This is a genomic window from Pedococcus aerophilus, from assembly GCF_039532215.1.
GTDB classification, from domain to species: Bacteria; Actinomycetota; Actinomycetes; order Actinomycetales; family Dermatophilaceae; genus Pedococcus; species Pedococcus aerophilus.
In genome coordinates this window covers 472,617-484,773 of sequence record NZ_BAAARN010000005.1, presented here as the reverse complement: position 1 = coordinate 484,773, position 12,157 = coordinate 472,617, and the positions used below count along the sequence as shown (strand labels likewise).

The window sequence follows — 12,157 nt, the reverse complement described above, 5'->3', positions numbered from 1 at the left end:
ATGACACCGTGGGTGGGGATACCAATGGTGATGGTGCGGTCAGTGCCCCTGCTGCGGGTGACTGGTACGGCATCAACGTAGGAAATGTGGTTCCCGCTCCGTTGGTTCACCTCGATGGAACCACCATCCGCTATGCGTCCACCGCACTCGCCGCTGGGGCCATGGCGGAGGTGAGGATCAACGGCCGCATCGCCAACAGTGAGATTGCCATCACGTCTGATGGCACCTATGTGGATGCGCGCAATATCGACTGGGGATCGTCCAATGGCCCTGGGACTGACGACATTCAAGGCTCCGGCGTCGTGTATATGCCATGGGTAGGCTACGTTGCTCCACCGCGCCCAGCACCTGCACCGCCTCAGGCGATTCCTTCGGGCAACGCTTCCGGTTGTACGGCGTATGTCGCATTTGGCCTGCGCGGCTCAGCCGAGGCCCCTCAGGGCGACTGGAACATCTTTACGGGTTGGAGTGACCCCACGTTCGCAGGCGAAAGCGACGGCTTCGGCAACTACAACGGACAGACGCTCAATTCTTTTGAATCGCTCCGACAGGGAACCGTAAAGAAGGTGGCCATCCAGTACAAGGCCCTCCCTGTCCCGGTCGTGGATCTGCGAGTCTCGGTCAACGCCTACACGAATAGCATCTACGACGGCGTGGACAAGTTGATATCCCGAATGTACGCCGAGCGCAGGGACTGCCCCAACGCCAAGTTCGTCTTGCTCGGATACTCTCAAGGCGCTCTGGCCGGCCACCTAGCACTGCGTCAACTCGCCGCGAGCGATTCGGCCATGCTGGACCGTGTAGCTGGCGTGGCATTTGTAGCAGACCCAGGGCGTGTGTTAAATGCACAGGAAGGCTGGTGGCGAAGCGCATCCCTCGATGCGGGACAGATAACTGTGTATGTCCCTACCGTGGCGCAGACGTTCAGCGCAGGCGTCTGGTCATCCGTCAACTTGTTCAGCGGCTCAGTGAACGGCCCTTTGCCCGATACAGTCATCTCGCGCACCGTCGCCCTATGTCACGAGAAGGACCTCGTCTGTTCCGCCTACCTCGGAGCCAGCATCAGCCCCCACACGAGCTACACCGGGGGCGAGCTGGCGGCACTCGGGTACATGCTCGCGCAATCTGCCACATAACTAGCGTCTAACCGCCGCTAATGATGCGGCTCAGGCGGCGGGCAGAGCGTTGGCGAGGCGGCGGTGGAGGGTGTCGATGGCGTCCGTGCTCAGCGGCCCGTCTACCTGCAGTTGGGGATAGAGCTTCTTCGGCCAGACGACCTGTACGTCATGCGTGGTGAAGCTGCCGCCGAACAGGGGCCAGTCGGCTTCGACGAAGCAGAGCACGCCGTGGACCGGCACGGTGTCATCGGCGAGCCCAATGCGGACCGCCTCGACCTGCTTCAGCACACTGTCCACGAGATTGGTGCAGTCGCGTCGTCCGACGAGCAGCCGCTCGACCCTGGGCCGCAGGACCCCGCCTTCGATCTTGAGCTGCGGGCGGCCCTTGTACTTCTTCGCGTCGATGACGTAGATGCCGCTGGCCGTCACGGCGATGTGGTCGATGTTCGCGCGGGACTTCGGGATCCGCCGGTCGTGAAGCAGCCTGACGGTGTCGTTGGCCAGGCGATCCAGTCCCTTGCCGAGTCGCTCCTCACCCACGGCCCCGATGCCCCAGGCGGTGGTGGACTGCTTCTCCTCAGAGATGGCGAGGAGGAAGCCGCCGATTCGTGGGTGTGCCGTGCGGATTCGTTCCTCCCGCCTGGCCTTGCGCCGCTCGAACTCGCGACGGGCCGATGCCCCTGCAACTCCCGAGTCCACGTCCTCGGGCGCAGCTGCGGGCGCCTCTGGGGGCAGCGCCTCCGCGGGCGGCGCCGACGCACGACTTGGCCTTTTCGGTGTCATGGACGAGGCAGGAGGAGTGACGTGCTCAAGGCATCGGACCGTCTTGGTCTGCCGCTCGTAGATCGCCCGGGTCTTCTCGGGCAGCCGGGAGCCGCACACACGGCACGTGCCGGCATACCGCAGGCGCATGACCTTCCCGTCGAGTTCCCCCTCCACGCCGGCACCGTACGTCGTTGCCAAGCGCCGTGTGCCCGGTTTGACGGAGAAGACGTAGGGCCGCAGCCGGAGGGACGGCGCCGGGTGCGCCACGTGTCAGGCGGGGAAAACGCCGCTCGAGAGGTAGCGGTCACCGCGGTCGCACACGACGAAGACGATCGTCGCCCCCTCGACCTCCTGGGCGACCTGCAGCGCGGTCCAGCAGGCGCCGGCCGCGGAGACGCCGCCGAAGATGCCCTCCTCGCGGGCCAGCCGGCGGGCCGTCTCCTCGGCGTCCGCCTGGGTGACCTCCACGGTCCGGTCGACCGCCGACGGGTCGAAGATCTTCGGCACGTACTCCGGTGGCCAGGCGCGGATCCCGGGGATCTTGGAGCCGTCTGAGGGCTGTGCCCCGACGATCTGGATGTCGGGGTTGCGCGACTTCAGGAACCGCGACACCCCGGTGATCGTGCCCGTGGTGCCCATCGCGGACACGAAGTGCGTGATCCGTCCGTCGGTCTGGCGCCACAGCTCCGGGCCGGTGCCGTCCTCGTGGGAGCGCGGGTTGTCTGGGTTGCCGAACTGGTCCAGGACCCGGCCACGACCCTCCCGCTCCATCCGCGTCACGACATCGCGGGCCTCCTCCATGCCGCCATCGGCCGGGGTGAGGACGAGGTCGGCTCCATACGCCCTCATCGTCTGGATCCGCTCGGTGGAGGCGTCCTCGGGCATCACGATGACCAAGGGGTAGCCGCTGATCGCCGCCGCCATCGCCAACGCGATGCCGGTGTTGCCCGAGGTAGCCTCCAGGAGGGTGTCGCCGGGGGAGATGTCCCCTCGCGCCTCGGCGCCCCGGATCATGGCGATCGCCGGCCGGTCCTTCACCGAGCCGGCCGGGTTGTTCCCCTCGAGCTTGGCGAGCAGCACGTTGCCGCGGCGTTCGTTCTCCGGTCCGGGGAGGCGTTGCAGACGCACCAGCGGGGTGTCGCCGATGACGTCCTCCATCGTGGGGTACGCCGGAGGGTTGCTCACGCGCCGGAGTCTACGGCGGCGGTCGGCAGCTTCCTTCCTCAGGCAGGCCGGTGCGCTTGCGGGCGCCAAGCCGGCCTGGGCCACTTGGGATAGCGTCTTGATGATGACCCTCAACCATGTTCGACGCGGAAGCGGAAGTCCTTTGTTGCTCGTGCACGGTCTGGGGGCGGGCTGGCGATCGTGGGCTCCGATCCTCGACGGCCTGGCCCAGCACCGGGAGGTCATCGCTGTCGACCTGCCCGGCTTCGGTGACTCGCCGTCGCTGACCGGCGAGGTCTCGATCGCGACCTTGACCGACTCCGTTGCGGACTTCATCCGCGAACAAGGTCTGGACGGGGTCTCCACAGTGGGCCAGTCGATGGGCGGGCGTATGGTGCTCGAGCTCGCCCGGCGCGGCGTGGGCGGCGACGCCGTGGCGTTGGACCCGGGCGGCTTCTGGAGCGACCGCGAGCTGGCCGTCTTCGGCGCCACCCTGCGGCCCTCGGTCGCGCTGGTGCGAGCACTTCGAGGCGCACTGCCATCACTGCTCGGGAGCCCTGTCGGCAGAACCCTGCTGCTGGCGCAGTTGTCGGCGCGGCCCTGGGCGCTGTCTCGCGACACGGTGCTGCCGGACGTCCGCGGGCTTGCGGACTCCCCGGCCACTGCCGCGGCGCTGGACGCCCTGACGAAGGGGCCCAAGCAACAGGGCGCCCCAGCTGGCACCGTGCCCGGCCGAGTCACGATCGGGTGGGGGCGCCGTGACCTGGTGACTGTGCCGAAGCAGGCTGCACGGGCCACGGAGCTGTTCCCCGATGCGGTGCTGCACTGGTTCGAGCGTTGCGGTCACTTCCCGCAATGGGACGCACCGGATGAAGCAACTCGACTGATCCTCGACAGCACCCACTGAGAACGGACGCGCGTCTAGCGTTGGGCCATGGCAAACCTGCTGCCCGAGCTGCTCGTCGCCGACAGCGCCGCGCTGCGGGCGTGGTTGGAGGGGCACCACGCGACGTCCCCCGGTGTGCGGCTCGTGCTGACCAAGAAGGGCGGCTCGGTCACTACGGTCACGTGGGCGAGCGCGGTCGAGGAGCTGTTGTGCTTCGGCTGGATCGACGGACAGTCCGGCAAGCGCGACGAGGAGAGCTACACGATCCGCATCACCCCACGCCGGCCCAAGGGCATTTGGTCGCAACGGAACGTCGCGCTCGTGGCGACGCTGGAGGAGCAGGGCCGGATGACCGAGGCCGGACGCGCTGCCGTCGAGGCGGCGCGCGCCGACGGGCGGTGGGACGCGGCGTATGCCGGGCCGGCGACTCGCCAAGCGCCCGACGACCTGGTCGCCGCGCTTGCCGCAGTGCCGGAAGCGCAGGCGATGTACGACGTGCTGACCAGCGCGAACCGGTTCGCGGTGATCCATCGCGTCGAGAGCATGAAGCGCGCCGCGAGCCGGGCTCGCAAGATCGACGAGATGGTCCAGATGCTGGCCCGTGGCGAGACGCCCCATCCGCAGAAGGCAGGTCACCCCGGACGGTCCGACGCACCCGCGCGGGAGAAGCGCTCGGCTGGCCGCCAGTGAACGGTCGACTGTCGAATCTGGCCCTGCTGGTCGTGGTCCCGTTGGCGGCCCTGACCGGCTTCCTGATGTTCCTGGTCGGCAGCGGACCGGTCTGGCCGGTCGCCATCCTCCACGGAGTCGTCGCCCTCCTGGTGGTCGTCCTCGTGCCGTGGAAGTCGGCGGTCGTCCGTCGGGGGCTGCGCCGGACGCAGCGCCAACGGCGTCCCGGGCGCGCAACATCCGTGCTCCTGGGCGCCGTCGTGCTGCTGGCCCTCGTCACCGGCCTCGCCCACGTCGTCGGCGTGCTTTTCCGCGACTCGACCGTGACGACCTTGCAGGTGCACGTGGGCGCCGGCATCGTGGCTGTCGTCCTCACCGTGGCGCACGCCCTGCAGCGCCGCGTGCGCTCGCGGCGCAGCGACCTGTCCCGCCGCACCTTCGTCCGTCTCGGTGCGCTGGTCGCCGTCGCCGCCGTCCTCGAGGCGGGCGTCCAGGCGGCCGGCGCGCTCACGTCGCGACGCGGCATACGTCGCGCGACCGGGTCGTTCCAGCTCGCGTCGTCCGAGGTCGCTGCGATCCCGGCCACGTCGTGGTTGTTCGACGAGGTGCCTGACCTCGACCCGACGTCGTGGCGGTTGACCGTGGTGACGGGCGGCGCCTCGCGCGACTGGTCGTTGGCCGAGCTCGCCCAGTGGAACGACCGGCAGGTGGCGGTCCTCGACTGCACCGGCGGGTGGTGGACCGAGCAGGAGTGGTCGGGGGTTCGCCTGAGCAGGTTGCTGCCACCAGGGGCGAAGGGAACGGTCGAGGTCACCAGCACGACGGGGTACTCCCGACGGCTGCCGCTCACCGACCGGCTGCTCCTCGCGACCGCCATCGACGGCCAGGCCCTCACGCCGGCCCACGGGGCGCCCGCGCGCCTGGTGGTCCCGGGTCGACGGGGGTTCCACTGGGTGAAGTGGGTCGACCGGATCAGCCACGACGACCGCCCGTGGTGGGTCGAGCCGCCCTTCCCCCTTCAGTAGGCGGAGGAAGCGACCTCGGCTACCAGGGGACGACCTGGCGGTCCTCCCACAGCACCCCGGTCTGGGCGCCATCGGCGGACCGGCCGGCCAGCCACACCGCCGTCTCGGCTCCCTGCTCGGCGGAGCGGGGCGCGTCCTCCCCACCCATGTCGGTGCGGCAGTGACCCGGGCACGTCGCATCCACGAGGACACCGCGCATGCCCAGGCCCTGCTCGTGGGCGAGATTGCGCACCAACGCATTCACCCCGGCCTTGGCCACCCGATATGGCGCCAGGCCCCCGGCGTTGCCCGGACCGCTCATCCGACCCAGGCACGCGCTGACGGCAATGACCCGGCCGTGGCGTCGCTCGACCATGCCGGGGACGAATGTCGTCATCGTCCGCCACACCCCGTCGAGGTTGATCGCCATCACCCGGCGCCACTCGTCCTCGCTGGTGCGCAGCGTCTTCGCCGTGCGCTCGCTCATCACCCCGGCCGCGCAGACGAGGACGTCGACAGCTGCCAAGGGGCCGAGCCTCTCGGGGAGGGCGGCCACCTCCTCGGCAACAGCGACGTCGCAGCCGATCCCGACCGCGTCGATCCCGTCCGCCACCAGCGCCTCCGCGGCTCCCCGAGCAGACTCGTCGGTGCGGCCGACGAGGACCACGGTTGCGCCACGCTCACCCAGCCCACGTGCTGCCGCGAGCCCGATGCCTCGGCTTCCACCGGTGACCAGCGCCACCTGGCCGTCGAGCCGTCCGTCGTCATTGCCGTGGTTTCGCGCGTTCTGCACCGTCATGGGTCAACTATGCGTGTGCCCCCGATGGTGCGCCTCACCGGCGGAGCGACTAGACAGGGGTGTGCCCCACGACCCGACCGACCACTTCGTCCACGTCCGCGGTGCCAGCGAGCACAACCTCAAGAACGTCGACGTCGACCTGCCGCGTGACGCGATGGTCGCCTTCACCGGGGTGAGCGGCTCCGGGAAGTCCTCGCTGGCCTTCGGCACGTTGTATGCAGAGGCGCAGCGGCGCTACTTCGAGTCGGTCGCGCCATACGCCCGCCGGTTGGTGCAGCAGATGGGCGCCCCGCACCTGCAGGAGATCACCGGGCTGCCGCCGGCGGTGGCGCTGCAGCAGCGTCGCGGCGCCCCGAGCTCGCGCTCCAGCGTCGGCACCCTGACGACCCTGTCGAATCTCCTGCGCATGCTCTACTCGCGGGCCGGCACGTATCCGGCCGGGGCGCCTCGCCTTGCGGCAGAAGCGTTCTCGCCAAACACCGTCGCCGGCGCATGCCCTCGCTGCCACGGGCTGGGGGAGGAGCACGACGTCAGCGAGGAGCTGATGGTGCCCGACACCTCCCTGAGCATCCGCGAGGGCGCGATCGCCGCGTGGCCCGGCGCCTGGCAGGGTGCGAACCTGCGCAGCATCGTCATGGGCCTCGGCATCGACGTCGACACCCCGTGGAAGCGCCTCAAGGCCAAGGACCGGCAGTGGCTGCTGTTCACCGACGAGCAGCCCAAGGTGTTCATCAAGCCTGAGCGTGACCGGGTCGACCACGGCTACCACGGCCTGTTCTGGAGCGCCCGCGCCCATGTCAACCACGTCCTGGCCACCTCCAAGAGCCAGATGATGCGCGACAAGGCGATGCGCTTCGTCCGCGCGGTCCCGTGCCCGGACTGCGGGGGGACCGGGCTGCGGCCCGACGCGCTGGAAGTGACGTTCCGCGGCCTCAGCATCGCCGAGGTCAACTCGCTCTCGTTCACGGAGCTCGTCGACCTCCTCCTGCCCGTCGCCGAGCTGTCCGAGGCTGCCGCAGCGACGTCGTCCGCCGACTCGGGGGAGGCGACCGAGGTGGCGGTGATGCTCTGCCGTGACCTCGTCGCGCGCATCCGCGTCCTGCTCGACCTCGGGCTCGGCTACCTCTCGCTGGGGCGCAGCTCCACGACGCTGTCACCGGGGGAGGCACAGCGCCTGCGCATCGCCACGCAGCTGCGCTCGGGCTTGTTCGGGGTCGTCTACGTCCTCGACGAACCCTCCGCCGGACTGCACCCGGCCGACGCCGCCCCGCTGCTCGACGTGCTAGAGACGCTCAAGGCCTCGGGCAACTCGCTGTTCGTCGTCGAGCACGACCTCGACATCGTCCGCCGGGCTGACTGGGTCGTCGACATCGGTCCCGGCGCCGGCGAGAACGGTGGCCAGGTCCTCTACTCCGGACCGGTCGCCGGCCTCGAGGAGGTCGCGGACTCCGTGACCGGGGCGCACCTCTTCGGACGCGTCGACCTGTCGGACCGCCCCCAGCGTGCGCCGCACGGCTGGCTGCACCTGCGCGGCATCACCCGGCACAACCTCGACGACCTCTCGGTCGACATCCCGCTGTGCGTGATGACTGCGGTCACAGGGGTTTCGGGCTCGGGCAAGTCGACCCTGGTCACTCAGGTGCTCGCCGAGCTGGTGCGCCGCCACCTCGGGCAGGCCCCCGACGACGCCGAGGACACCGAGCTCGAGGTCGACGTCGACGACGCCTCCGGCTTGGAGGCCTTCGACCGGCTCGTCCGCGTTGACCAGCGACCCATCGGCCGCACCCCGCGCTCCAACCTCGCCACCTACACGGGCCTGTTCGACGCCGTGCGCAAGGTGTACGCCGCGACGCCGGCAGCCCGGGAGCGCGGCTATGGCGCGGGCCGCTTCTCGTTCAACGTCGCCGAGGGGCGGTGCGAGACGTGCCAGGGCGAAGGGTTCGTCACGGTGGAGTTGCTGTTCCTGCCCGGCACGTACGCGCCCTGCCCGGACTGCCACGGGGCGCGCTACAACCCCGAGACTCTCGAGATCGAGTGCCGCGGCAAGAACATCGCTGAGGTGCTGGCGCTGTCGGTCGACGAGGCGTCGGAGTTCCTCGCCGACGTGCCGGCCGCCGCTCGCAGCCTGACCACCCTCGCCGAGGTCGGGCTGGGCTACCTGCGGCTGGGCCAGCCCGCTACCGAGCTGAGCGGCGGTGAGGCGCAACGGATCAAGCTCGCGACCGAGCTGCAGCGCGCCCGTCGCGGGCACGCGCTCTACCTGCTCGACGAGCCGACGTCAGGCCTTCACCCTGCCGACATCGCGCTGCTTCTGCGCCAGCTGCACCGGTTGGTCGACGCCGGCAACACGGTGGTGCTGGTCGAGCACGACCTCGACACGATCATCAGCGCCGACTGGGTCATCGACATGGGGCCGCGCGGCGGGAACGAGGGCGGCCGGGTGGTTGCGACCGGCACGCCGGAGGAGGTGTCGCGGGCCAAGGGGAGCGCCACCGCGCCATACCTTGCCGCCCGTCTCTCTTCCCGCTCGAGCGCGGATGTCTGACGGCCTCAGCTAGCAATGGTCCAGCGCTGTCGGGCGGGTGGTGCGACTCAGTCGCCGTAGCCGGGGGCTGCGACCAGGACGCTCTCGAAGTACCGCCCCTCCTCCTCCTCGGGGCTCTCGGGCACCGTAGACCGCCAGAAGGCGAGGTGCAGGCTGGGCGCAGTGGCGGCGTGGCCGCTCTCGGTGACCTCCACCTCGGCGAACTGACCCAAGGCCTCGATGACCTCGTCCGCGGGGGCGGCGAAGACGTCGATGTCGCGGAAGGTGATGCTCTCGCCATCGTCGGGACGGGCCAGCTCGACGGCCTCGACCGTGTCCGCATCATCGAAGTAGACGAAGATCGTCGCTCCTTGTGCCCGCCGCACGACGAGGGACGGGATGGTCTCGTCACCACGGCGAAAGGCCTCTGGCTCACCGTGGACGGCGCACTGCTCCTGGGCCTCCGCCCGGCTCACGCCAATCTCGATCCCCGCAGCTCCGGTCGGTGGCTCCAGCGCGATGCCCATGCCGGAGTAGACCACGCACCCCGGCCCTGCGCCACAGAGTCCGCTCCGCTCTGCCCTCAGAAGGATGTGCCTCCGCCGCCACGGTCATCTGAAGTGTGTTCCCGTGTTGGATGGGCTTTGTGAGCACTCGCCTCCAGCAGGTCCACCCCGACGTCTCGGCGTGGCTCCGCAGCCTCTCGCCCGACCGGCGGGCCGAGCTGGCCCGTCGTGCTGCCGAGCAGGCGGTGGAGAGCACCGGGCAGTCAGTGCCGTCGGGTGACGTGGACCTTGTGGAGTGGGCAGAGGAGGTCGACGCCCGAGGGTGGTCGTCGGACGCTGCGGGGGAGCCACGTCAGGATGAGGCGGACTTCGCCCGAGCGCGCGCGGCCTTCGCCCTGCGCGACGCCCTGACCGCTGGTTCCCGCACAGAGGCCTTCGAGGACTCCCTCTACGAGAGCATCGCGGCGCTGGGACTCGACGCGGTGCAGGACGTGCTCGGCCGCATACCTTGATCCATCGCAACGGCTCCGCGCTCCTGCGCACGAGCCCTGGATCCATCGGGCACGATGGCCGGGCTTGACCCTCGAGCAGGTTGAGACGGGAGGTTGCACGCGTGGAGAACGAACTGCTGTGCACCGGCCGCATGGCGTCGCTCAGCGGGCCGGTGCGCCTGGACCAGCCCGCCTAGGGCGGCGTCAGCCGAGCTGGGCGTCAATCGACGCGGCGAGCTCGGCGACGACCGGCCAGGCTCCCCGCGAGCTGTTGCCGAGGACGCTCACCGTCGTCCGCGACTCGACGAGGTGCGTGGACCGGAACGAGACCCCGGCGTCGAAACCCTCCAGCATCAGCGCGGGGCGGCTGCGGTGCAGCCAGAACCCCATGCCGTAGCGCCGGTCCTCGTCCACCACGTCGGAGTGCGGGCGGAGCATCAGGTCGAGGCTGTCACGAGACACGATGCGTCCGTCGAGCAGGGCGAGCCAGAACCGGTGCAGGTCCTCTGCCGTGGTGAAGACCCCGCCGTCGCCGTTCCCAAGGACCGGGAGGTGCAGGGTGTTGGCGAGGTTGCCTTCCTCGAACACGTACCCCGTCGCAGCATCGGCGGGCAGGTCGTTGAGCGGCAGGAACCCGGTGTGCTCCAAGCCCGCCGGCTCGATCACCAGCCGCTTCACCGCCTCGTGGTACGTAATGCCCGTGGCCCGCTCGAGCAGGATCGCGAGGACCACGAACCCGCTGTTGCAGTAGGCGAAGCGCTCGCCGGGAGCGAACTTCTGCGGGCGTCCCTCGAGCATCGGAAGGAAGGCCTCGGCTGTCGTGAGCTCGTGCACCGGGACGGTCATGACGTAGTCGGAGACCGACAGGTCCGCGTCCTCGTCGAAGTAGTCGCCGATGCCGGAGGTGTGGGTCAGCAGGTGCGCAACCGTGACGGTGTCGTCGACCAGGGGCAGGTCGCTGCCGAGCAGGCCTCGCACCGGGTCCTCGAGCCGGAGCGCCCCGTCCTCGACGAGCCGCATGACCGCCAGCGCGGTGAACGCCTTGCTGCCGCTGGCCATCGCGATCCGCGCATCAGGCGTCATCGGCACGCGCAGGCCCCGGTGGAGGAACCCCTCGCTGCGCGCCAGCACGCACTCGTCGCCGACATCCACCCGGATGACGCCGGTGAAAGGTCGCTCGGCCACGGCCTGATCGAGGGAAACGGTGTCGATCTGCACGAGGCCTCCTCCCGCGGCGGTGATGACTCCTCACACTCTGGCTGCTGGTCGCTCGTCGACCAAGTGAGTTTCGGTGAGCGCGGCCGGGAGGAGCCGGCTGTGGGCGAGGGGGAGGTGGGGACTCAGCCGCGGGGGGTGAGGAAGCGGCTGCGCTGGTCCTTGGTCCAGGGGAAGGGCGGGCGGATGCTGCGCCACTTCCGGGCCATCACCACTAACGGGACGCTGGCCCACCACGCGACCCCGGCGACCGGGACGACCAGCGCCAGCAGCCAGAACGACCGGTGCCAGAACCCCACGACCACGAGGACGAGCGCGATGAGGACGGCCACCATGTGCGCGAGCCCGACGACGAGCACGCTCGCGGTCTCCACCTGCTCGGCGTGCTTGAAGGCCGTGTTGGCGACGTCCACGACGTCGTCGAGCGAGCCGAGGGGGACGGCGACGGTCGTGCGCTCCCGCTCCACGCGCCGTACGTGGTCGCGGTGCCGGGCCAGCACCTGCGCCGGCGTTCCGTCGGCGACGAGCACGCTGCGTCCGCTGGCCGCGTGCCGGGTCATCTCCGTCTCGAGGGTGGTGAGGCGTACCGCCCGCTGCATCTTGCGCGGCCACGGCGGCATGCACGGCCAGCGCAGCTTGGTCTCGACGAGCGCGCCGTCGGCCATGAGGGTGCGCACGCGCATCGACGCGCCGCCGTACCAGTCGCTGACCTCGACGGCGACGGTCGCGCACGGGGTCACGAGGATCGGCTCGGGCCGCTCGGTGTTCTCGAGGAAGTAGCGGCTGGCGTCCTCGTCGTAGCTCGCCGTCCACGCCAGGGACGGGTCGTTGCCGTTGTCGAGGACGAGGCATCCCGCCGGGAGCAGTCCGAGTCCCTCGAGCTCCTCCACCAGCTCGGGGTGGTGGGCGTAGTCGATCAGCCACGGGGCTGCGCGGTAGTGCACGGTGGTTCGGTCCTCACTCATGATCAAGATCGGGCACCCCTGCCAACGCACAACGTATGGGGCCGACCCCGA

At 69.9% G+C, this 12,157-nt stretch carries 12 protein-coding genes; 6 read left to right on the top strand and 6 right to left on the bottom strand.

Annotation, left to right across the window (positions count from 1 at the left end; all coding sequences use genetic code 11):
- On the top strand, positions 1-1,136 hold a 1,136-nt coding region (locus ABD286_RS18810; protein ID WP_344196379.1), incomplete at its 5' end, for a cutinase family protein.
- 30 nt (positions 1,137-1,166) lie between these two features.
- Here ABD286_RS18810 and ABD286_RS18805 read toward each other — a convergent pair.
- Positions 1,167-2,057 carry a nuclease-related domain-containing protein gene (locus tag ABD286_RS18805; RefSeq protein WP_344196377.1) on the bottom strand — a complete coding sequence of 297 codons (891 nt, stop codon included), beginning with the start codon at positions 2,055-2,057 and terminating at the stop codon, positions 1,167-1,169.
- Between the two features lie 96 nt (positions 2,058-2,153).
- Positions 2,154-3,068 (bottom strand): cysteine synthase CysM, encoded by a 915-nt coding sequence (gene cysM / locus ABD286_RS18800; protein WP_425565421.1) that lies wholly within the window; start codon positions 3,066-3,068, stop codon positions 2,154-2,156.
- Between the two features lie 100 nt (positions 3,069-3,168).
- Between cysM and ABD286_RS18795 the strand changes: the two genes are divergently transcribed.
- From ABD286_RS18795 to ABD286_RS18785, 3 genes are read left to right on the top strand one after another with little or no spacing between them, the layout of a single operon-like run.
- Positions 3,169-3,954 (top strand): alpha/beta fold hydrolase, encoded by a 786-nt coding sequence (locus tag ABD286_RS18795; RefSeq protein WP_344196371.1) that lies wholly within the window; start codon positions 3,169-3,171, stop codon positions 3,952-3,954.
- A 27-nt stretch (positions 3,955-3,981) separates the two neighbouring features.
- Positions 3,982-4,623: a YdeI/OmpD-associated family protein gene (locus ABD286_RS18790; RefSeq protein ID WP_344196368.1), complete on the top strand. Its 642-nt coding sequence runs from the start codon at positions 3,982-3,984 to the stop codon at positions 4,621-4,623.
- Positions 4,620-5,627: a molybdopterin-dependent oxidoreductase gene (locus ABD286_RS18785; RefSeq protein WP_344196365.1), complete on the top strand. Its 1,008-nt coding sequence runs from the start codon at positions 4,620-4,622 to the stop codon at positions 5,625-5,627. The genes ABD286_RS18790 and ABD286_RS18785 overlap by 4 nt, the downstream gene beginning before the upstream one ends.
- A gap of 19 nt (positions 5,628-5,646) precedes the next feature.
- Here the strand turns inward: ABD286_RS18785 and ABD286_RS18780 are convergent, their stop codons facing one another.
- Positions 5,647-6,405, bottom strand: a complete 759-nt coding sequence (locus tag ABD286_RS18780; RefSeq protein ID WP_344196363.1) for an SDR family NAD(P)-dependent oxidoreductase — start codon at positions 6,403-6,405, stop codon at positions 5,647-5,649.
- Positions 6,406-6,466: 61 nt separating this feature from the next.
- Between ABD286_RS18780 and uvrA the strand changes: the two genes are divergently transcribed.
- Positions 6,467-8,950 carry an excinuclease ABC subunit UvrA gene (gene uvrA / locus ABD286_RS18775; protein ID WP_344196361.1) on the top strand — a complete coding sequence of 828 codons (2,484 nt, stop codon included), beginning with the start codon at positions 6,467-6,469 and terminating at the stop codon, positions 8,948-8,950.
- 47 nt (positions 8,951-8,997) lie between these two features.
- Here uvrA and ABD286_RS18770 read toward each other — a convergent pair whose 3' ends face one another.
- Complete coding sequence (locus ABD286_RS18770; protein ID WP_344196360.1) at positions 8,998-9,471, bottom strand: hypothetical protein; 474 nt, start codon at positions 9,469-9,471, stop codon at positions 8,998-9,000.
- A gap of 104 nt (positions 9,472-9,575) precedes the next feature.
- Between ABD286_RS18770 and ABD286_RS18765 the strand changes: the two genes are divergently transcribed.
- Entirely contained in the window at positions 9,576-9,947 is a 372-nt protein-coding gene (locus ABD286_RS18765) for a hypothetical protein (RefSeq protein WP_344196357.1), read from the top strand.
- Positions 9,948-10,130: 183 nt separating this feature from the next.
- Here ABD286_RS18765 and ABD286_RS18760 read toward each other — a convergent pair whose 3' ends face one another.
- A complete protein-coding gene (locus tag ABD286_RS18760) occupies positions 10,131-11,144 on the bottom strand; it encodes a serine hydrolase domain-containing protein (RefSeq protein WP_344196354.1) in 1,014 nt (337 codons plus the stop codon).
- Between the two features lie 122 nt (positions 11,145-11,266).
- Positions 11,267-12,106 (bottom strand): hypothetical protein, encoded by an 840-nt coding sequence (locus ABD286_RS18755; RefSeq protein ID WP_344196351.1) that lies wholly within the window; start codon positions 12,104-12,106, stop codon positions 11,267-11,269.
- Between the last annotated feature and the right edge of the window lie 51 nt (positions 12,107-12,157).

Bases quoted from the DNA above. Each gene is read 5' to 3' on its own strand.
- ABD286_RS18795 (WP_344196371.1), top strand. From the start codon at position 3,169: ATGATGACCCTCAACCATGTTCGACGCGGAAGCGGAAGTCCTTTGTTG.
- ABD286_RS18790 (WP_344196368.1), top strand. From the start codon at position 3,982: ATGGCAAACCTGCTGCCCGAGCTGCTCGTCGCCGACAGCGCCGCGCTG.
- ABD286_RS18780 (WP_344196363.1), bottom strand. From the start codon at position 6,405: ATGACGGTGCAGAACGCGCGAAACCACGGCAATGACGACGGACGGCTC.
- ABD286_RS18755 (WP_344196351.1), bottom strand. From the start codon at position 12,106: ATGAGTGAGGACCGAACCACCGTGCACTACCGCGCAGCCCCGTGGCTG.